Origin of the sequence: Lysobacter sp. K5869, assembly GCF_018847975.1 — a bacterium.
In the GTDB taxonomy this organism is placed as follows: domain Bacteria; phylum Pseudomonadota; class Gammaproteobacteria; order Xanthomonadales; family Xanthomonadaceae; genus Lysobacter.
In genome coordinates, this window is record NZ_CP072597.1 from 5,229,830 (window position 1) to 5,247,240 (window position 17,411).

21 protein-coding genes and 1 pseudogene are annotated in these 17,411 nt (G+C 69.8%); 6 read left to right on the top strand and 16 right to left on the bottom strand.

The genetic code is table 11. The annotated features are described in order from the left end of the window. Nucleotides 1–9: 9 nt before the first annotated feature. From J5226_RS22180 to rlmE, 3 genes are all read right to left on the bottom strand, one after another. Nucleotides 10–441 (bottom strand): hypothetical protein, encoded by a 432-nt coding sequence (locus tag J5226_RS22180; protein WP_215837078.1) that lies wholly within the window; start codon nucleotides 439–441, stop codon nucleotides 10–12. A 93-nt stretch (nucleotides 442–534) separates the two neighbouring features. Continuing rightward, a complete protein-coding gene (gene ftsH, locus J5226_RS22185) occupies nucleotides 535–2,430 on the bottom strand; it encodes an ATP-dependent zinc metalloprotease FtsH (RefSeq protein ID WP_215837081.1) in 1,896 nt (631 codons plus the stop codon). A gap of 173 nt (nucleotides 2,431–2,603) precedes the next feature. After that, nucleotides 2,604–3,251, bottom strand: coding sequence for a 23S rRNA (uridine(2552)-2'-O)-methyltransferase RlmE (gene rlmE / locus J5226_RS22190; protein ID WP_215837083.1), 648 nt, complete (start codon nucleotides 3,249–3,251; stop codon nucleotides 2,604–2,606). A gap of 81 nt (nucleotides 3,252–3,332) precedes the next feature. Here rlmE and yhbY point away from each other — a divergent pair, with 81 nt between their 5' ends. The 4 genes from yhbY (at nucleotide 3,333) to J5226_RS22210 (ending at nucleotide 5,448) form a co-directional block, all read left to right on the top strand. Next, nucleotides 3,333–3,638 (top strand): ribosome assembly RNA-binding protein YhbY, encoded by a 306-nt coding sequence (gene yhbY, locus J5226_RS22195; protein ID WP_215837085.1) that lies wholly within the window; start codon nucleotides 3,333–3,335, stop codon nucleotides 3,636–3,638. Nucleotides 3,639–3,732: 94 nt separating this feature from the next. Next, complete coding sequence (locus J5226_RS22200; protein ID WP_215837087.1) at nucleotides 3,733–4,107, top strand: Mth938-like domain-containing protein; 375 nt, start codon at nucleotides 3,733–3,735, stop codon at nucleotides 4,105–4,107. 199 nt (nucleotides 4,108–4,306) lie between these two features. After that, the gene (locus J5226_RS22205; protein WP_215837089.1) at nucleotides 4,307–4,888 is read left to right on the top strand and encodes a hypothetical protein; all 582 of its coding nucleotides are present in this window, start codon (nucleotides 4,307–4,309) and stop codon (nucleotides 4,886–4,888) included. After that, entirely contained in the window at nucleotides 4,885–5,448 is a 564-nt protein-coding gene (locus J5226_RS22210) for a hypothetical protein (protein ID WP_215837090.1), read from the top strand. The genes J5226_RS22205 and J5226_RS22210 overlap by 4 nt, the downstream gene beginning before the upstream one ends. A 53-nt stretch (nucleotides 5,449–5,501) precedes the next feature. Here J5226_RS22210 and J5226_RS22215 read toward each other — a convergent pair whose 3' ends face one another. From J5226_RS22215 to surE, 5 genes are all read right to left on the bottom strand, one after another. Then, nucleotides 5,502–6,107, bottom strand: a complete 606-nt coding sequence (locus J5226_RS22215) for a hypothetical protein (RefSeq protein WP_215837092.1) — start codon at nucleotides 6,105–6,107, stop codon at nucleotides 5,502–5,504. 29 nt (nucleotides 6,108–6,136) lie between these two features. After that, the gene (locus J5226_RS22220; RefSeq protein ID WP_255323133.1) at nucleotides 6,137–6,898 is read right to left on the bottom strand and encodes a peptidoglycan DD-metalloendopeptidase family protein; all 762 of its coding nucleotides are present in this window, start codon (nucleotides 6,896–6,898) and stop codon (nucleotides 6,137–6,139) included. A 118-nt stretch (nucleotides 6,899–7,016) separates the two neighbouring features. Beyond that, nucleotides 7,017–7,628 (bottom strand): YqaA family protein, encoded by a 612-nt coding sequence (locus J5226_RS22225; protein WP_215840534.1) that lies wholly within the window; start codon nucleotides 7,626–7,628, stop codon nucleotides 7,017–7,019. Between the two features lie 64 nt (nucleotides 7,629–7,692). Next, nucleotides 7,693–8,373, bottom strand: a complete 681-nt coding sequence (locus J5226_RS22230) for a protein-L-isoaspartate(D-aspartate) O-methyltransferase (RefSeq protein WP_215837097.1) — start codon at nucleotides 8,371–8,373, stop codon at nucleotides 7,693–7,695. Next, nucleotides 8,370–9,164 (bottom strand): 5'/3'-nucleotidase SurE, encoded by a 795-nt coding sequence (gene surE / locus J5226_RS22235; RefSeq protein ID WP_215837099.1) that lies wholly within the window; start codon nucleotides 9,162–9,164, stop codon nucleotides 8,370–8,372. The genes J5226_RS22230 and surE overlap by 4 nt, the downstream gene beginning before the upstream one ends. Nucleotides 9,165–9,300: 136 nt before the next feature. Between surE and J5226_RS25575 the strand changes: the two genes are divergently transcribed. After that, nucleotides 9,301–10,056, top strand: a complete 756-nt coding sequence (locus tag J5226_RS25575) for a LuxR C-terminal-related transcriptional regulator (RefSeq protein ID WP_304414067.1) — start codon at nucleotides 9,301–9,303, stop codon at nucleotides 10,054–10,056. A gap of 627 nt (nucleotides 10,057–10,683) precedes the next feature. After that, nucleotides 10,684–11,265 carry a Smr/MutS family protein gene (locus J5226_RS22245; RefSeq protein ID WP_215837101.1) on the top strand — a complete coding sequence of 194 codons (582 nt, stop codon included), beginning with the start codon at nucleotides 10,684–10,686 and terminating at the stop codon, nucleotides 11,263–11,265. Between the two features lie 34 nt (nucleotides 11,266–11,299). On the opposite strand, the gene J5226_RS22250 is transcribed toward J5226_RS22245, so the two are convergent. From J5226_RS22250 to kdsA, 8 genes and pseudogenes are all read right to left on the bottom strand, one after another. Continuing rightward, nucleotides 11,300–11,560 carry a hypothetical protein gene (locus tag J5226_RS22250; RefSeq protein ID WP_215837103.1) on the bottom strand — a complete coding sequence of 87 codons (261 nt, stop codon included), beginning with the start codon at nucleotides 11,558–11,560 and terminating at the stop codon, nucleotides 11,300–11,302. A gap of 329 nt (nucleotides 11,561–11,889) precedes the next feature. Further along, nucleotides 11,890–12,951, bottom strand: coding sequence for a tRNA pseudouridine(13) synthase TruD (gene truD / locus J5226_RS22255; RefSeq protein WP_215837105.1), 1,062 nt, complete (start codon nucleotides 12,949–12,951; stop codon nucleotides 11,890–11,892). After that, nucleotides 12,948–13,427 carry a 2-C-methyl-D-erythritol 2,4-cyclodiphosphate synthase gene (gene ispF, locus J5226_RS22260; RefSeq protein WP_215837107.1) on the bottom strand — a complete coding sequence of 160 codons (480 nt, stop codon included), beginning with the start codon at nucleotides 13,425–13,427 and terminating at the stop codon, nucleotides 12,948–12,950. The genes truD and ispF overlap by 4 nt, the downstream gene beginning before the upstream one ends. A 99-nt stretch (nucleotides 13,428–13,526) precedes the next feature. Next, the gene (gene ispD, locus J5226_RS22265) at nucleotides 13,527–14,207 is read right to left on the bottom strand and encodes a 2-C-methyl-D-erythritol 4-phosphate cytidylyltransferase (RefSeq protein ID WP_215837109.1); all 681 of its coding nucleotides are present in this window, start codon (nucleotides 14,205–14,207) and stop codon (nucleotides 13,527–13,529) included. 346 nt (nucleotides 14,208–14,553) lie between these two features. Beyond that, nucleotides 14,554–14,880, bottom strand: a pseudogene (gene ftsB / locus J5226_RS22270) (cell division protein FtsB); the annotation flags it as partial. A 21-nt stretch (nucleotides 14,881–14,901) separates the two neighbouring features. Further along, entirely contained in the window at nucleotides 14,902–16,188 is a 1,287-nt protein-coding gene (gene eno, locus J5226_RS22275) for a phosphopyruvate hydratase (protein ID WP_215837114.1), read from the bottom strand. Between the two features lie 11 nt (nucleotides 16,189–16,199). Further along, the gene (locus J5226_RS22280) at nucleotides 16,200–16,457 is read right to left on the bottom strand and encodes a helix-hairpin-helix domain-containing protein (RefSeq protein ID WP_215837116.1); all 258 of its coding nucleotides are present in this window, start codon (nucleotides 16,455–16,457) and stop codon (nucleotides 16,200–16,202) included. Nucleotides 16,458–16,568: 111 nt separating this feature from the next. Next, a complete protein-coding gene (gene kdsA, locus J5226_RS22285; RefSeq protein ID WP_215837119.1) occupies nucleotides 16,569–17,402 on the bottom strand; it encodes a 3-deoxy-8-phosphooctulonate synthase in 834 nt (277 codons plus the stop codon). Nucleotides 17,403–17,411: the final 9 nt, after the last annotated feature.

Below are 17,411 nucleotides of genomic sequence, written 5' to 3' on the forward strand. Positions count from 1 at the left end.
GGGCGCCGCTCAGTCGATCAGGCCGCCCTCGCGCATGGTCCGGCGTTCGTCCTCATGGGAAACGTAGAACGCCACTTTCGGCCCGTCGCCGGGATCGAACAGCACGTAGCTGATGTCGAACTCGAACACGCGCGGCGGCGCATCAGGCGTTGGCCGCGGCGGATCGAACGCCATGCGCCAACGCACCTTCGCCAAGGTGTAGCGCTCGTCCAGCGCGGTCGGCTCGATGCCCAGCACCCGCGCCGAACGGAAACCGATCTCGCCGAAAAAGGCCCGGCGCTCGTCGATCGCCTCGCGGAACGTGGCGTCGTTGCCGATGCAGGCCACGCCGTTGGGATCGGCGCCCATGAACTGCGCGGTGAACTGCGCGGCGACCTGATCCGGGTCGAAGGTGTTGGCCCCTCGTTCGTAGCGGGCGAAGAACTCCTCGATCTTGCGCATGCGCGGCCTCCCGTGCGTTCGCCGTCGTCGCGGCCGCGGCCAAAGAAAAAGGCGGCCGAAGCCGCCTTTTTTATAACCGACGCGAAGTAAGCCTTACGTCTGCGCCGCCGGCCCGCCGATCGCGCCGGGACGGTTGTCGTCCTTCGGCAGCTTGCCGGCCTTGGCCCAGTCCGCCGGCGGGCCCGGGCGGCGCCCGGCCATGATGTCGTCGATCTGGGTGGCGTCGATGGTCTCGTACGTCAGCAGCGCCTCGGCCATCACGTGCAGCTTGTCGAGGTTGTCCTTGAGGATTTGCGAGGTGCGGCCGTAAGCCTTGTCCAGGATGCCGCGCACGACTTCGTCGATCTTGCGCGCGGTCTCGTTGGACACGTTCTTGTGCTGGGTGACCGAACGGCCGAGGAAGACTTCGTCCTCTTCTTCGCCGTAGGCGATCGGGCCCATCTCGTCGCTCAGGCCCCACTTGGTGACCATGTTGCGGGCCATCTTGGTCGCGCGCTCGATGTCGTTGGACGCGCCGGTGGTGACCTTGTCGACGCCGAAGATCAGCTCTTCGGCGACGCGGCCGCCGTACAGCGAGCACAGCTGCGATTCGATCGCCACGCGGTTCATCGAGTACTTGTCGCCCTCCGGCAAGTACATGGTCACGCCCAGGGCGCGGCCGCGCGGAATGATCGTGACCTTGTAGACCGGATCGTGCTCGGGCACGACGCGGCCGACGATGGCGTGGCCGGCTTCGTGGTAAGCGGTGAGCTTCTTCTCGTCCTCGCTCATCGCCATCGAGCGGCGCTCGGCGCCCATCAGGATCTTGTCGCGCGCCTTGTCGAAGTGCTCCATGCGCACGTCCTTGGCGTTCTCGCGCGCGGCGAACAAAGCCGCCTCGTTGCACAAGTTGGCCAAGTCGGCGCCGGAGAAACCCGGGGTGCCGCGGGCGATGGTCATCGGCTCGACGTCTTCGTGCAGCGGCAGCTTGCGCATGTGCACGCGCAGGATCTGCTCGCGGCCCTTCACGTCGGGCAGGCCGACCACGACCTGACGGTCGAAACGGCCCGGACGCAGCAGCGCCGGGTCGAGCACGTCGGGACGGTTGGTCGCCGCGATCACGATCACGCCTTCGCCGCCCTCGAAACCGTCCATCTCGACCAGCAACTGGTTGAGGGTCTGCTCGCGCTCGTCGTGGCCGCCGCCGAGGCCGGCGCCGCGATGGCGACCGACCGCGTCGATTTCGTCGATGAAGATGATGCACGGCGCGTGCTTCTTGGCCTGCTCGAACATGTCGCGCACGCGGCTGGCGCCGACGCCGACGAACATTTCGACGAAGTCCGAGCCGGAGATCGAGAAGAACGGCACCTTGGCCTCGCCGGCGATGGCGCGGGCGAGCAGGGTCTTGCCGGTGCCCGGCGGACCGACCATCAGCACGCCGCGCGGAATCTTGCCGCCGAGCTTCTGGAACTTGGACGGGTCGCGCAGGAACTCGACGAGTTCGCCGACTTCTTCCTTGGCCTCGTCGCAACCGGCGACGTCGGCCAGGGTAACCTTGACCTGATCCTCGCCCTGCAGCTTGGCGCGCGACCGGCCGAAGCTCATCGCGCCCTTGCTGCCGCCCTGCTGCATCTGGCGCATGAAATAGACCCAGATGCCGATGAACAGCAGCCACGGCAGCACGTTGATCAGAATCATGATGAGCGACGGGCCGCTCGACGGCGGGGTCTGCTCGGTAACGACCTTGTGGTTGATCAGGTCGTTGATGAGGTATTGGTCGCTGGTGGCGTAGGTCGTGAACTTGCTGTCGTCCTTGCGCGTGCCGGTGATCGTGGTGCGGTCGTCGGAGAAACGGACCTCCTTGACCCGGTCGTTCTGCACCTGGGCGACGAACTGGTCGTAGGGGATCACGTCGGTGCCGGCGTTGCGCGGACCGAACGCCTGGAACACCACCATCAGCACGACGGCGACGATCACCCAGAGCAGCAGATTCTTGGCCAAATCGTTCATTTGTTTCCTACCCTGCGGCCCCGCGGGGCCCGTGGCCGCGAACGCCTCGTGCGCCCGCGGTAACCGCCAGATTGTCACACCCACCGCCCCGGTACATCTGTCGTACGGGGCGCCGTTCACGAACCGGCTCGTTCAGCAAGCCGGCCGTCGCGGCCTGTCCGGGGCGGCCCCGGTCAGGTCGGCGTCGCCCGTTTGCCCTGGGCCAGCGCATAGACCTCCGGCGACCGCTTGCGCGAGGCCGCCGGCTTGCGGATCGAGACCTTGGCGTAGCGACGGCGCAGTTCGCGCACGTAATCGTCGAAGCCCACGCCCTGGAACAGCTTGATCAGGAAGGTGCCCTCGACCCTCAGGTGCCGGTCGGCGAAGTCCATCGCCAGCTCCGAGAGGTGCATCGCCCGCGGCAGGTCCACCGCGTCCACCCCGCTCATATTGGGGGCCATATCGGACAGGACAAGGTCCACGGCCTGACCGCCCAGGGTGCCTTCCAGCTGGGCCAGGACGGCATCTTCGCGGAAGTCGCCGTGAATGAACTCGACCCCGGCCAGGCCGGGCATGTCCAGGATGTCCAGGGCCACGATCCGGCCCGGCTGCTTGGGCCACAGCCGTTCCATTTCCTGGCGGACCCACTGCGACCAGCCGCCGGGGGCGGCGCCGAGGTCGACCACGACCATGCCGGGCTTGAGCAGGCGGTCGCGTTCGACCAGTTCCTCGAGCTTGTAGGCCGCGCGCGAGCGCAGCCCCTCGGACTTGGCCTTCTTCACGAAGGGGTCGGAGAAGTGTTCTTTGAGCCAGCGTTGGCTGGACTTGCTGCGGGTCGCCATGGGCGCGGGCGGCCGTTCCGGGTGGGGGTTAGGGAGGCCATGATACCCTGAGCGCCCTTTCCGCTTAGTTCGTGTGTCCCGATGCCGACCCTGCTGACCTCCGCCCAGACCCGTTTCCTGCGCGGACAGGCCCATGATCTCAAGGCCATGCTGCAGGTGGGCGGTAAAGGGGTGACCGACGCCCTGATCGCCGAAATCGACCTCGCCCTGGAGCACCACGAGCTGATCAAGGTCAAGGTCGGCGCCGAGGACCGCGACGCCCGCGACGCCCTGATCGACTCCATCGCCGAGCGCACCGGCGCCGCCCTGGTCCAGCGCATCGGCCACACCGCGGTGCTGTACCGGGCGAGCAAGGACAAGCGCCAGATCGTGCTGCCGCGGGCCTAAGGGCCGGGAGTGGGGAATCGGGAATAGAGAATCGGCCAACGCCGCCCCTCCCCGCTCCCGCCATTCCCGATTCCCCATTCCCGATTCCCGCCCTATGCAACTGACTCTCGAACGCCCCGACCACGAGTTCTTCCTGCGCGGCGCCGACGGCCGCGCGGCCCTGGTCAACGACCGCCGGATCGAGCGCAGCTTCATCCTGGCGCCGAACGCGCTGATCGAAGACTGGGCGGTGACCGACGTGCGCAGCCTGCGCATCGAGGACCTGGAACCGCTGTTCGCGCTGCAGCCGGAGCTGATCGTGCTCGGCTGCGGCGCCGTCCAGGCGTTCCCGCCGACGGCGACCCTGGCCGCCAGCCTGCAGCGCAAGGTCGGCCTGGAATCGATGACCAACGCCGCCGCCGCGCGCACCTTCAACGTGCTCGCCGGCGAAGGCCGGCGCGTGGTCGCCGGGTTCGTGCTGGGCGGTTGATCCGCGCGGCGACGGCTCGCCCGTCGATCGACCTCGGCTCGGCGGCGCTTCGCACGCGCATCGCGCCCGCGCACGGCCGCGGCGACGAACACAGCCGCGAAATCCCGCCTGGGACGAACCCGGGTTGGCGCCGGCGCCGCACGGCGTTATAACGGCGCCGACGCATCGGACCGCCGCGATCCCCCGCGCAAGGTGGCGCATGACCCAAGACAGCCCGGCCGCCGTTCCCGCGGCGCCGCCCGCCCCCGCGGACAGCGCGCCGCTGGATCAGCGCGAGCGCGACTTTCTGCGCGCCAAACAATCGCGCGGCGCGCCGTGGCTGCTGTGGACGACCACCGCGATCGCGGTGGCGTGCTTCGTGCCGGCGATTTACTTCGAGCCCGAGATGCGCGGCTTCTGGCCGATCGCCGGGATCGCGCTGGCGATCGGGTTCCTGGCCTTGCTCGCGCTCAGCGAATCCTTCGACCACTCCAACCTGCGCGACGATCTCGCCGCCGGCGTCAAACTGTGGCGCGAAGGCACGCTCACCGGCGTGATGAAGCGCGACGACGGCGAAAGCTGGCCGCCGATCTACTGCATCTACGTCGCCCTCGACGGCGACGACCCCACGCTGCCGACGCGCTTCTCGGTGCCGTGGAGCTGCTATGAAGCCGTTTCGACCGACCGGCGCGTGCGCATCGCCTATGCGCCCCAGTCGCTGCGGCTGCTGTACCTGAGCGAGGGCGATTACGAATACGTCGCCGTGGATCGCCAGTTCGATCCGCATCCGCCGCCGCCATGAACGCGCACGAATCGCCGCGCGCGGATGCGCCGCTGGACGCGCGCGAACGCGAGTATCTGCGTTCGAAACAAATCGAGGTCTGGCCGCAGGCGAGCTTCGCGATCAACGCGGCGCTGTTCGTCTCGATGCTGGTGGTGCTGATCCGCTCCGACGAAGCGTTCTCGCCGTGGGCCTGGTTCGGCTTCGGCGCGCTGATGCTGATCGCGCTGGGCTTGTCGTACACGATCTGCCGCGACCAACTGGACCTGCGCGCCGACCTCGCCGCTGGCGTCAAGCGCTGGCGCGAAGGCACGGTCGCGCGCATGTGGAGCCACGACGACGGCGAGAGCTGGCCGCCGGGGTATCGCATCGAAATCGCGTTCGACCCCGGCGACGATCCGAACGCGAATCCGCCGCCGGGTTTCTCGGTGTACTGGCATTGCTATGAAACGGTGCGGCTCGGCGACCGCGTGCGCGTGGCGTATTCGCCCAAATCGCACTATCTGTTGAATCTGATCGACGGCGAGTACGAGTACGCCGCGCCGCAGCGGCGGCTCGATCCGCATCCGCCGAAGGCTTGAGCGCGGCCGCCGCGAAAGCCGCTCGCTGGCGCCGCGGCCGTCGCAGAGCGCGATCAATCCGACTTTCGACGCAGCGAATAGCTAAAGGAGTCGGTTCGCAGACGCAGCAGGGTGTTGCTGAGCGGAACGTAGGCGATGCGCACGGAATCTTTCGGCTTGAGCCGCAGGTACAATCGCTTTTCCACGAAAAACCGCAGCTCCCGCGGCGGCGTTTCGTCGCTGAGCACGCGGACGAAGCCGGGGCCGTCGCCCTCCTCGGAATCCATATCGCCGATGCGGCCCGACACGATCAGCTGGATGCCGGCATCGAGATCGCGGCGCAGCCTGGCGTCTTGTCTCGACATCATCAAAGCCACCGCGGCCAGAACGCCGACGACGCTCACGACGATGGCCGCGACCACGCGAACGTCGAGCCGGTACATCCCGACCAGACCGAATACGATCGCGACGATGAGGGCGATCGCGCCCAGAAACCCTATGATTCCGCTGGCGCCCGACCGGGCCGAGACCAATGCCTCGCGGTCTCGCGCGTTGAGCGGCCGGGTCCGGATTTCCCCCAGCGCGAGGCCGCTGCCGTCCTCGAGTTCCCAGCGGTCGTCGTCATCGTCGTGCGGGTCGGGCAGCGTCTGGACCCGCGTTTCATCCGGCGATGACGGCATACCGATCCTTCAGACGGTTCGCGGGCCGGTTACTTCGCCGGCAAATACAACAGCGGATCGACCGGCTTGGCGTTGTAGCGCACCTCGAAGTGCAGCTGATCGCGCGCCGCGCCGCTGCGGCCCATCTCGGCGATCTGCTCGCCGGACTTGACCAGTTGGCCTTCGTTGACCAGCCGCTTGCGGTTGTGGCCGTACGCCGACAGCCACTGCTCGTTGTGCTTGACGATGATGAGCTCGCCATAGCCGACCAAGCCCGTGCCCGAGTACACCACCACGCCGTCGGCGGCCGCGCGCACCGGGGTGCCGGGGGCGCCGCCGATGTCGACGCCCTGCTTGGTCGGTTCGTTGGCGACGAAGCGGCCCAGCAGCGGGCCGTCGGCCGGCCAGCGCCAGCGGATGCCGCTGTCGATCGGCGCGGCCGGCGCCGGCGCGGGCGCGCTCGGACGGGTCGCGGTCGAGCCGCCCGACGACGAGGAACCCGACGACGAGGACGAGCCGCCGCGACCGGGCGGATACAGCTTCAGGCGCTGGCCCGGATACAGGCTGTACGGCGGCGACAGGCCGTTCCACGCGGCCAGATCGGCCAGTTGGATGCCGTTGTTGACCGCGATGCGGTACAGGCCTTCGCCGCGCTGCACGACCACGGTCGCGCCGGGCTTGGCCACCGAGGGCCGCTGCGCCGGGGTCGAGGGCCGGCTGCCGCCGCCGCGCGAGCCGCCGCGGGAAGGTTCGCGGACGACCGTGCTCGAACATCCGATCAGGGCGAGCGTGGCCAGCAGGCAGGCGGCCATCGCCAGGGTCGGGGTTCGGGTCGTCTCGCTCATGTTCGTCCTCTTGCCGCGCCGCTCGCCGGGCGCGTGGTGTCTCGAATGTCCAATGCCGCCGCGCGAGTGTGGCCGGACCCGCGCCTCAGCGCTGTGAATGCCAGACCAGCACCGCGATGCCGACCACGACCACCGCGGTCGCGATCCAGCCGATCGGCTCGATGTAGCGCCGCAGCGCCGCTTCGGCGCGTTCACCGCCGATGCGGATCGCCAGCGCCAGCAGGTACACCCGCTTGGCCCGGCCGATGAACATGCTGGGGAGGTATTGCAGCATAGGCACGCCGACGATGCCCGACGCCCAGGTGAACACCTTCATCGGAATCGGCATGAAGCCGCCGAGCACCAGGAAGGTGAACACCGCCCACGGCGACTCGACCATCTTGGCCTGCACCGTGGCGATGCCGGCTTCGATCGAGGGCAGCATGCCGAGCGCGGCGAATACCGGCTTGAGCGCCTCGAACGCGTAGTGGCCGAGCGCGTAGCCGACCAGCGCGCCGAGCATCGAGCCGATGATGCTCAAGGTCGCGAACCAGAACGCGCGCTTGGGCTGGGCCACCGACATCGGCGCCAGCATCACCTCGGGCATGATCGGGAAGATGATCGCCTCGACGAAGCTCAGCCCGGTCAGATAGGCCGGAGCGTGGCGATGTCGGGCCCAGGTGATGGTGCGCTCGTAGAGCGGTCCGAAGATTTTCAATGCCATGCGGAAGGTCGGCTCTCGGAGAGTCGTCGGCTGCGGCCGCGAGGCCGCCCGGGGAAAGTCAGTCGATCATGCCCGACAGCAGCGGCACGAACACCACCGGCGCCAGCGTGGTTTGGCTGATGTTGCCGTCCGCGTCCTTGCGCAGCTTGAGCAGCGATTGCGAGGAGGCCGCGCCGACCGGCGCGATCAAGGTGCCGTTGGGCGCGAGTTGATCGGTCAGCGCATCGACCAGCGCCGGCGCGGCGGCGGTGACGATGATCGCGTCGAACGGGCCGTTCTCGGGCCAGCCGATGCGGCCGTCGTCGTGCTTGCTGCGCACGTTGAGGCCGAGCTGGCGGAAGCGCTTGCGCGCGGTGCGCAGCAGTTCGCCGATGCGTTCGACGGTGTGCACTTCCAGCCCCAGCGCGGCCAGGATCGCGGCCTGATAGCCCGAGCCGGTGCCGATCTCCAGCACCTTGCCCGGCACGCCGTCCTCGAACAGCGCCTCGGTCATGCGCGCCACCACCCACGGCTGGGAAATGGTCTGGCCGTGGCCGATCGGCAGCGCGGTGTCTTCGTAGGCGCGCATCGCCAGCGCTTCGTCGACGAACAAATGGCGCGGCACGGTGCGGATCGCGTTGAGCACGCGCTCGTCGCGGATGCCGGCCTCGCGCAGGCGCTCGACCAGGCGGTCGCGCACGCGCTGCGAGGTCAGGCCGCTGCCGATGGCTTCGGGTTGCAGACGCATGCGTTGGATCATGCGGCGCTCCCCGAAGCCGGCGCGTCGAGCGAGGCGGCCAGTCCGCCGACCCAACTGGCGACCTGCTCCAGCGCCTGATAGCGGGTCAGATCGACATGAATCGGCGTGATCGAAATATTGCCGGTGCGCACGGCATGGAAATCGGTGCCCGGGCCGGCGTCGGCCTCGGCGCCGGCGGGGCCGATCCACCACCAGTCGCGGCCGCGCGGATCGGTCTGCGGAATGCAGGCCTCGGCGCGGTGGCGGTTGCCCAGGCGGGTGACCTCGAAGCCGGCCACCTCGTCCCACGCCAGATCGGGCACGTTGACGTTGAGGATGGTGTCGGCCGGCAGCGGATCGGTGCGTAGGCGGGCGATGATCTCCACCGCCGCGCGCGCCGCGGTTTGGTAATGGCGGCCGTCGTGATCGGCCGCGGCCAGCGACATCGCCACCGCCGGCAGACCGAGGAAGCGGCCTTCCATCGCCGCGGCGACCGTGCCCGAATAGATCACGTCGTCGCCCATGTTGGCGGTGGTGTTGATGCCGGAGACGACGATGTCGGGCTCCACGTCCAGCATCCCGCTCAGCGCCACGTGCACGCAGTCCGTCGGCGTGCCGTGGACCCGCCAGGTGGTCTCGTCGAGGCGGGCGACCCGCACCGGCATGTCCAGGGTCAGCGAGTTGCTCGCGCCGGAACGGTCGCGGTCGGGAGCGACCACCAGCACCTCGTGACCGGCTTCGCGCAGCCCTTGGGCGAGGATGCGGATGCCGGGCGCGTCGACGCCGTCGTCGTTGCTGACCAATACGCGCATGAGACTCCGCTGACGGAAAGACTGAGCTGGGGGAGCCCCGGATGATACCCGATAGGGCGGCGCCCTTCCCGCGCGGCGCCCGGCCGCCGCGGCGCGGCGAGCGTATGTATGATGACTGCGACCCGCCGGAACGCAGGTGTTCGACTCACACATGGAGTATTGGGACCATATCGACCGGGTGATGCGCGCCGCTTCGCTGGACGAGGTCAAATCCGCGACCGGCGCCTACTCCCGCGCCGTGGGCTTCCACAATCACGGTTACGCGACCAAGCTGCGCGAACCGCTGCCCGGCGGCTCGGATTTCGTGTTCTTCGAGGACTTCGACAGCGATTGGTCGAAGACCTACCCGGCTCTGGCCGCGCCCAACGCCGAGCGCAGCGACCCGCGCATCACCCTCTCGCGCGAAGGCCTGCCCGCCGTGGCGTGGAATTCGCGCGGGCGCACCACCTGGGAACCGCGTCCGCAGCTCTACCAGATCGGCCGCCGCACGCTGATGCAGGCCGGCGAATTCGGCCTGCACGGCGGCATCACCGTGCCGAGTTGGTCGCCGGGCACGCAGTGGTCGTTCACCACCTTCACCGTCAACGCGTTGGCCGATCCGCGCGATCTGGTGCCGACCTTGGGCGAGGCGGTGTACTTCGTCAGTTGCATGCACGCGGCGATGGACCGGCTGCTGCGCCGCCCGCGCCACGCGCCCAAGCTCAGCGAGCGCGAATGCGAGGTGCTGCGCTGGTCGGCGATCGGCAAGACCTCGTGGGAGATCTCGATGATCCTGCAGATCAGCGAGCGCACGGTGAACTTCCACCTGCAGCAGGTGGCGCGCAAGCTCGGGGTCAAGGGCCGGCGCGCGGCCTGCGCGCGCGCGGTGGCGTTGGGGTTGATCGCGCTGTAAGCGGCGCGTGAGCGGTCGCGGCGCACGCGCGGCGCCCGGCACGACGCGCTGCAAGCGTCGAAGCAGCGGGCCCGGCGGTGGCGGCGCTTTGCTTAATCTGCCGATTCGATCGTGCGCGGCTCGCCGCGTCGCCAACGCGTGCGGCGCGCGTTCGCCGCTGTCGTCGCGGCAACCTTCGGAATCCGGCACGTACCGTCGCCGCGGCGAAAACCGCCGCGCACCCGACTCGTACCCACCCCACCCGTCTTCCACCCCACCCGTCATTCCGGCGAAAGCCGGAACCCACTGCCGTTCGCCCTACCCCACCCTACGACGCGCCCCACCGCCCGAAGCGCCCTGTCAGTTTTGACAGGCCCACCCTCGCCCACCGCGAGAAGCGTGATGAACTAGACGTTCGCGGCACCCTCGAATGCGCGCCGACGGCGCGAGGGGACATCGCAGCGCGTGCCGCGCTTTTCGATCCGTGGCGATCGAACCCACCGTGTTTCCCCGGTGACGGCCCGATACCGACGGGCCGCAGGTCCCAAGGATGGGCCGGGGCTTTCTATTCCACCGCCCCGCGTTCGCCGCGCCGCCTTTGCGGCGAGCGCGGCGGCGCCGGGCGCGCGCGGCGATTATCCTGTCGCCATGACGTCCCAGCCCGACCGCCCCGACGACGCCGGCGACGACGACGCGGCCCTGTTCCGCGCCGCCGTCGGCGAAGTCCGCCGCCTGCCCGAAGCCGCGCTGCCGCCGGCCGCGCCGAAGCCGAAGCCGCGTCCGCGCATGGCCGAGCGCGACGAGGCGCAGGCGCGCGACGAATTCCGCCACGCGCTCGAAGAGCAATTGCTGGAAGCCGGCGACGCGCTGAGCTACCGCCGCGACGAACTGCCGCCGAACGTGTTCGCGCGGCTGCGCCGCGGCGAGATTTCGGCGCAAGAGGAACTGGACCTGCACGGCAGCCCCGTGCGCGAGGCCGAAGCGCTGCTGCGCGCCTTCCTCAACGACGCGCGCCAGCACGAAGTCGGCTGCGTGCGCGTCATCCACGGCAAGGGCCGCGGCGGCGGCAACGATTTCCTCGACAGCCGCGGCCTGCCGGTGCTCAAGAATCTGGTCGACCGCATGCTGCGCCAGCGCGCGGACGTGCTGGCGTTCCACTCCGCGCCGAGCGCGCAAGGCGGCACCGGCGCGGTGCTGGTGTTGCTGGCGCGGCCGCAGCGGCGGCGTTGAGCTCGGCGCCCGACGCCCCGCCCGCGCGCTTCGATCAACGCTGCTCGGTATCGGCCAGACGGCGCCGATCCGGCGGATTGACCCACTTCACTTCGATGCCGCGGCGCAAGGCCAGGCGTTCGACCGCCGACACGTAGGCGGCGTCGCGGCTCATGCCGTCCACTTGGTGCTTGGACAGCGTCGCCGGTTGCGACGGATCGGACGGTGCGGCGTAAGCGCTCTTGGTCTGCTGCCCGGCGCAGGCGGCGAGGACGCAGACGGACAACGACAGGACGGCGGTGCGCAAAGCGTTCATGACTTCGGCTCCCTGACGTGATGGCCCGCGGCGAGGCGGGCGCAGCCGGCCCCTGCCGGCTGTCGCTTCCGGCTTATACGCCGGCGGCGGCGGCGGGCCAGTGCCGCGGCTTGCCAACCGACGAGCGGTCGCGCGGGGGGAGCCAATCGTGCGCTCGCGGGGACGGGCGCCGGCGCGGCTGCGCGCGGCGGCGGAATCGCGCTGGAATCGCGCTGGAATCGCGCTGGAATCGCGCTGGGTTCGAGCCGGATTGGCGCCGGATTGGCGCCGGATTCGCGGCGGGGACGCACGGCCCAGCGAGGCGCCGCGCGCGAAGCGAACGCGCGCCGTCAGCGCGCGCCGTCGATCCGGCCGATCTCGGCCAGCACGACCGTGGCGTAAGCGCCGGCCGGCAGCACGAAACCGACTTCGAGCGCGCCGTCGTCGAGCCAGCGCCATTGCAGTTGCTCGGCGCGCAAGCGCAGCGCGCGGCGTTCTTGGTCCATGCCGGCCGCTTCCAGACCGGCGCGCAAAGCCAGCGCTTCCTCGCCGTCCAGCGCGGCCAGTTCCAGCGCGCGCACCGCGCCGTCGCTGCGCAATTCGCCGCGGCCCCACAACGGGCCGCTGGGATGGATGTCCGAGCGCGCCAGACGCTCGGCCAAGGCCTCGCTCCACGGCTCCGGCCCGAACACGCTGCGGCTGCCCGACAGCGACCACACTTCGCCGTCGAGCCCGGCGCCGTCGCGCAGACCGCTCCAGCTGCCGTCGCGCACGCGCGCGGCCAGGGCGCGGTTGAACAATTCCGAACGCGCCGCCGACAGCAGCAGGCTGCGCTGTTCGCGACGCACGCGGCGGCCGGCGAACATCGCCCGCGCATTGGCGACGTTGTCGCCGTCGCGGCCGAAGCGCTGCTCGCCGAAGTAGTTGGGCACGCCCTGCGCGGCGATCGCTTGCAGCCGCGCCTCGATCGCGTCGCGCTCGCCTTCGACCTCGCGCAGGCGCAGGACGAAGCGATTGCCGGCCAGCGCGCCGCGCGGCAGTTTCTTCGCGTGCCAATGGTGTTCGAGCACGCGCAAGTCGTCGCTTTCCAGCGCAGCCAAGTCCGGCGCCACGCGCTTGGGCAGATGCACGGTGAAGCGCTGCACGGTCACCGCGTGGCGGTCCTTGAGCCCGGCGTAGCCGATCGCGACCTCGCCCACGCCGGCCCATTGCGCCAGACGCTTGGCCGCGAAGGCGGTGTTCATGCCGCGCTTTTCCACGGTCAGCAGCAGATGCTCGCCGCTGCCGCTGGCGGCGAAGGACGGCAGTTCCTCGACCCGGAAATCCTCCGGCGCGCTGCGGATGCGCGCGCTCAGCGCCGGCGCGCCGTGCGCGCGCGGCAGCTCGCCGGCGCCGTTCGGATCGCCGCTCATGCGCCGACCAACAGGCACACGGCCATCGCCGCGATGCCCTCGCCGCGGCCGGTGAAGCCGAGCTTCTCCGACGTGGTCGCCTTGACGCTGACCGCATCGACCGCGATGCCGAGATCCGCGGCGATGCATTCGCGCATCGCCGGCGCATGCGGGCCGACCTTGGGCCGCTCGCACACCACGGTGACGTCGCAATTGCCGACTTTGTAGCCGCGCTGGGCGATCAGTTCGTTGCAATGGCGCACGAACGCGCGGCTGTCCGCGCCGCGCCAACGCTCGTCGCTGGGCGGGAAATGCTGGCCGATGTCGCCCATCGCCAACGCGCCGAGCATCGCGTCGCACAGCGCGTGCAACACCACGTCGCCGTCGGAATGCGCGATCACGCCGCGTTCGTGCGGCACGCGCACGCCGCCGAGGACGACGTGGTCGCCGGGGCCGAATGCGTGGACGTCGTAGCCCTGGCCTATGCGGATGTTCATGGGGTCCGGTGTTGGTCGAAGCGGGGAATGAGGGGCGGGAACTAGACGCGGGAACGGAGGAGCGGGAACTGGGAGTGATGGGCGGAGCGGGTTCGTTCTTCAGCCCTTGCCGATCAAATACTCCGCCAGCGCCAAATCCGCCGGCGTGGTGACCTTGAGATTGTCCTCGCGGCCTTCGACCAGCCACGGTTGGACGCCGAGGCGTTCCATCGCCGAGGCTTCGTCGGTGACGCTCACGCCGGCGCGGGCGGCGTCGGCGAGCGCAGCGGTCAGCGCGCCGCGGCGGAAGGCTTGCGGGGTGAACGCGCGCCACAGGCCGTCGCGCGGTTCGGTGCCGACGATGCGGCCGCGGCCGGCGCGCTTGAGCGTGTCGCGCAGCGGCGCGCCGAGGATGGCGCCGTCGGGCGCGGCCTCGGCGGCGGCGATCAGGCGGCCGATGTCCTCGCCGCGCAGGTTCGGGCGGGCGGCGTCGTGGACCAGCACCAGGGCGTCGTCGCCGACCTGCGCCGGCAGCGCGCGCAGCGCCGCCAGCACCGAGTCGGCGCGTTCGCCGCCGCCGATGCAACGCAGCACCGGCTTGCCGAGCAGTTCGTTCCAGCCCGGCCACAGTTCGTCGCCGGCCGACAGCGCGACCATCGCCCCGGCCACGCGCGGATGCGCGAGCAGCGCGGTCAGCGCGTGCTCGATCAGCGGCTTGCCGGCGATGCCGAGGTATTGCTTCGGAATGTCGCCGCCGAAGCGTTGGCCGCGGCCGGCGGCGGGGAGTACGGCCCAGATCATGGAATGGCGTCGGTCTTGGCGCGGGAGTCGGGGCGCGTATCGTCGCCGACGGCGGGCGCTACGGCAAAAGCAACTTGGGTTCCGACGTTCGCCGGAACGACGGCGTTTTCGCTATTAACGCGGCCGCGAGCGGCGCGGACAAGAACGCCGCCGCCCCGCGCGGTCGAACCACGCGGCGACGCGGCGGCGCTCAATGCTGCACCGGCGCCGGCATCGGATGCGGCTCCGGCGCCGACGGCGGCACCTCGGTCGGCGGTTCGTCGACCTGCTCTTCCAGCGAAGACTCGTCGTCGCCCGGGTTCTGCCCGGCGGCGGTGCCGTTCTGCACCGCGCTGACCGCGGCCGCGGCGTTCGGCCCCGGCGCCTGCGGCTTGGCTTCGACCACGCGGTAGAAGGTCTCGCCGGGCTTGATCATGCCCAGCTCGCTGCGCGCGCGCTCTTCCACCGCGGCCTCGCCGGACTTGAGGTCCTCGACCTCGGCGGCGAGCGCGGCGTTGCGCTGGTGCAGACCCTGGTTCTCGCGGGTCTGCCCGTCGACCTGGGCCTGCAGCGCGGCGACGCTGCCGCCCCCGCCGCCGCCGGCCCACCACAGCCGATACTGCAGGAACGCGAGCAGCGCCAGCAGCGCCAGCGCCACCACGCCCAGCCACGCCTTGCGCGAGGTCTCCGCCATGCCGGATGCGTCGGCCGCGCCTTAGCGGCGCAGCGAGACGAACGCGTCGCGGCCGGCGTAACGCGTGGCCGAGCCGAGCTGCTCTTCGATCCGCAGCAGCTGGTTGTACTTGGCCACGCGGTCGCTGCGGCACAGCGAGCCGGTCTTGATCTGGGTCGCGGTGGTGGCGACCGAGATGTCGGCGATCGTGGTGTCCTCGGTTTCGCCCGAACGGTGCGAGACCACCGCCGCGTACTTGGCGCGGTCGGCCATGGCGATGGCTTCCAGGGTTTCGGTCAGGGTGCCGATCTGGTTGACCTTGATCAGGATCGCGTTGGCGACGTGCTTGTCGATGCCTTCGGCGAAGATCTTCGGGTTGGTGACGAACAGGTCGTCGCCGACCAGCTGCACCTTGTTGCCGATCTTCTCGGTCAGCAGCTTCCAGCCCGACCAATCGTCCTCGGCCATGCCGTCTTCGATGGTGATGATCGGGTACTGCGCGGCCCAGTTGGCGAGGAAATCGACGAACTGCTCGCTGGTCAGGCGCTTGCCTTCGCCGACGAGGTGGTACTTGCCGTTGTCGTAGAACTCGGTGGAGGCGACGTCCAGGCCCAGCAGGATGTCCTCGCCGGCCTTGTAGCCGGCCTTGCCGATCGCTTCCAGGATGGTTTCCAGCGCTTCCTCGTTGCTGCGCAGGTCGGGGGCGAAGCCGCCCTCGTCGCCGACCGCGGTGCTCAGGCCGCGGCCCTTGAGCACCGACTTGAGCGCGTGGAACACCTCGGCGCCGGCGCGCAGCGCCTCGGCGAAGCTGGTCACGCCGACCGGCAGGATCATGAATTCCTGCAGGTCGACGTTGTTGTCGGCATGCGCGCCGCCGTTGATGATGTTCATCATCGGCACCGGCAGCACAGGGGCGCGGTCGCCGGCCAGGTACTTCCACAGCGGCAGCTTTTTCGAGGCGGCCACGGCGTGGGCGTTGGCCAGCGAAACGCCGAGCAGCGCGTTGGCGCCCAAGCGGCCTTTGTTCTCGGTGCCGTCGAGGTCGATCATGCGCTTGTCCAGCGCGGCCTGATCGGTCGCGTCCAGGCCCTTGAGCGCCTGGGCGATGGTGGTGTTGACGTTCTCCACCGCCTTGCGCACGCCCTTGCCGAGGTAGCGGGTCTTGTCGCCGTCGCGCAGTTCCACGGCTTCCTTGCTGCCGGTGGAGGCGCCGGAGGGGACCATGGCGCGGCCGAAGCTGCCGTCGGCCAGGGTCACTTCGGCTTCCAGGGTCGGGTTGCCTCGGCTGTCGAGGATTTCGCGGGCGTGGATCTGGGTGATCGTGGTCATGTCGGAAGGAATCAGCGAGGGTAGGAAGAAGGAGGGGGCGAAGACCGGGCCAGGTCAACGATAGCCGAGATCGCGGCGCGCGCCTGCGGGCTGTTGCCCCAGCAACTGGCGCGCAGCATACCGGCGACTTCGGCGCAGATGCGCGCCGGGTCGGCCGCGGCGAGGTCGTTCAGCGAGCCGTAGCCCGCCTGCTCCAGGCGCGCGATCACGGTTTCGCCGACGCCCTTGAGGGCGAGCAGGCGCTGGCGGTCGGGCTCGGAAAAGGCCATCGCCGCCGGCTCAGGCGCGAAGCCGCGCGCGGCGGCGGCGGGAAAAACCGGACGATTCGGCCCCGGCGCGAACCGGGGCCGTGGCGGGCTCGGGCCGCGCCGGGTCGGGCATCAGAAGTCTTGCTCCAAGAACCCGTTCTTCTTGGTGATCCGGTCGAGCTCGACCAGGGTCTCCAGCAGGCCGCGCATCTTCGGCAGCGGCACCGCGTTGGGGCCGTCGGACAGCGCTTCCTCGGGCTTGGGGTGGGTTTCCATGAACACGCCCGACACGCCGACCGCGATCGCCGCGCGCGCCAGCACCGGCACGAACTCGCGCTGGCCGCCGGACTTGCCGTCCATGCCGCCGGGCAGCTGCACCGAATGGGTGGCGTCGAACACGACCGGGCAACCGGTGTCGCGCATCACGCTCAGCGAGCGCATGTCGCTGACGAGGTTGTTGTAGCCGAAGCTGGCGCCGCGCTCGCAGGCCATGATCTGCTCGTTGCCGGTGGCCTTGGCCTTGGCGGTGACGTGCTTCATCTCCCAGGGCGAAAGGAACTGGCCCTTCTTGATGTTCACCGGCTTGCCGGCGCGCGCCACGTTCTGGATGAAGTCGGTCTGCCGGCACAGGAAGGCCGGGGTCTGCAGCACGTCGACGACGGCGGCGACTTCGTTCATCGGGGTGTATTCGTGCACGTCGGTCAGCACCGGCACGCCGATCTGGCGCTTGACCTCGGCCAGCACCTTCAAGCCCTCTTCCAGGCCCGGGCCGCGGAAGCTCGTCGCCGAGGTGCGGTTGGCCTTGTCGAAGCTGGACTTGAAGATGAAGGGGATGCCCAGCGCCGAGGTGATTTCCTTGAGCTGGCCGGCGACATCGAGCTGCAACTGCATCGATTCGATCACGCAGGGGCCGGCGATCAGGAAAAACGGTCGGTCCAGACCGACCTCAAAGCCGCAGAGTTTCATCGCTCGCTT

What these genes read in the sequence shown, in the direction of transcription:
- J5226_RS22215 (WP_215837092.1), bottom strand. Translation starts at nt 6,107, where the DNA reads ATGCCGTCATCGCCGGATGAAACGCGGGTCCAGACGCTGCCCGACCCG.
- kdsA (WP_215837119.1), bottom strand. Translation starts at nt 17,402, where the DNA reads ATGAAACTCTGCGGCTTTGAGGTCGGTCTGGACCGACCGTTTTTCCTG.
- eno (WP_215837114.1), bottom strand. Translation starts at nt 16,188, where the DNA reads ATGACCACGATCACCCAGATCCACGCCCGCGAAATCCTCGACAGCCGA.
- ispF (WP_215837107.1), bottom strand. Translation starts at nt 13,427, where the DNA reads ATGAACATCCGCATAGGCCAGGGCTACGACGTCCACGCATTCGGCCCC.
- yhbY (WP_215837085.1), top strand. Translation starts at nt 3,333, where the DNA reads ATGCCGACCCTGCTGACCTCCGCCCAGACCCGTTTCCTGCGCGGACAG.
- J5226_RS22245 (WP_215837101.1), top strand. Translation starts at nt 10,684, where the DNA reads ATGACGTCCCAGCCCGACCGCCCCGACGACGCCGGCGACGACGACGCG.
- J5226_RS22180 (WP_215837078.1), bottom strand. Translation starts at nt 441, where the DNA reads ATGCGCAAGATCGAGGAGTTCTTCGCCCGCTACGAACGAGGGGCCAAC.
- J5226_RS22210 (WP_215837090.1), top strand. Translation starts at nt 4,885, where the DNA reads ATGAACGCGCACGAATCGCCGCGCGCGGATGCGCCGCTGGACGCGCGC.
- J5226_RS22250 (WP_215837103.1), bottom strand. Translation starts at nt 11,560, where the DNA reads ATGAACGCTTTGCGCACCGCCGTCCTGTCGTTGTCCGTCTGCGTCCTC.
- surE (WP_215837099.1), bottom strand. Translation starts at nt 9,164, where the DNA reads ATGCGCGTATTGGTCAGCAACGACGACGGCGTCGACGCGCCCGGCATC.
- J5226_RS22220 (WP_255323133.1), bottom strand. Translation starts at nt 6,898, where the DNA reads ATGGCCGCCTGCCTGCTGGCCACGCTCGCCCTGATCGGATGTTCGAGC.
- ispD (WP_215837109.1), bottom strand. Translation starts at nt 14,207, where the DNA reads ATGATCTGGGCCGTACTCCCCGCCGCCGGCCGCGGCCAACGCTTCGGC.
- J5226_RS22230 (WP_215837097.1), bottom strand. Translation starts at nt 8,373, where the DNA reads ATGATCCAACGCATGCGTCTGCAACCCGAAGCCATCGGCAGCGGCCTG.
- ftsH (WP_215837081.1), bottom strand. Translation starts at nt 2,430, where the DNA reads ATGAACGATTTGGCCAAGAATCTGCTGCTCTGGGTGATCGTCGCCGTC.
- rlmE (WP_215837083.1), bottom strand. Translation starts at nt 3,251, where the DNA reads ATGGCGACCCGCAGCAAGTCCAGCCAACGCTGGCTCAAAGAACACTTC.
- J5226_RS22205 (WP_215837089.1), top strand. Translation starts at nt 4,307, where the DNA reads ATGACCCAAGACAGCCCGGCCGCCGTTCCCGCGGCGCCGCCCGCCCCC.
- truD (WP_215837105.1), bottom strand. Translation starts at nt 12,951, where the DNA reads ATGAGCGGCGATCCGAACGGCGCCGGCGAGCTGCCGCGCGCGCACGGC.
- J5226_RS22200 (WP_215837087.1), top strand. Translation starts at nt 3,733, where the DNA reads ATGCAACTGACTCTCGAACGCCCCGACCACGAGTTCTTCCTGCGCGGC.
- J5226_RS22280 (WP_215837116.1), bottom strand. Translation starts at nt 16,457, where the DNA reads ATGGCCTTTTCCGAGCCCGACCGCCAGCGCCTGCTCGCCCTCAAGGGC.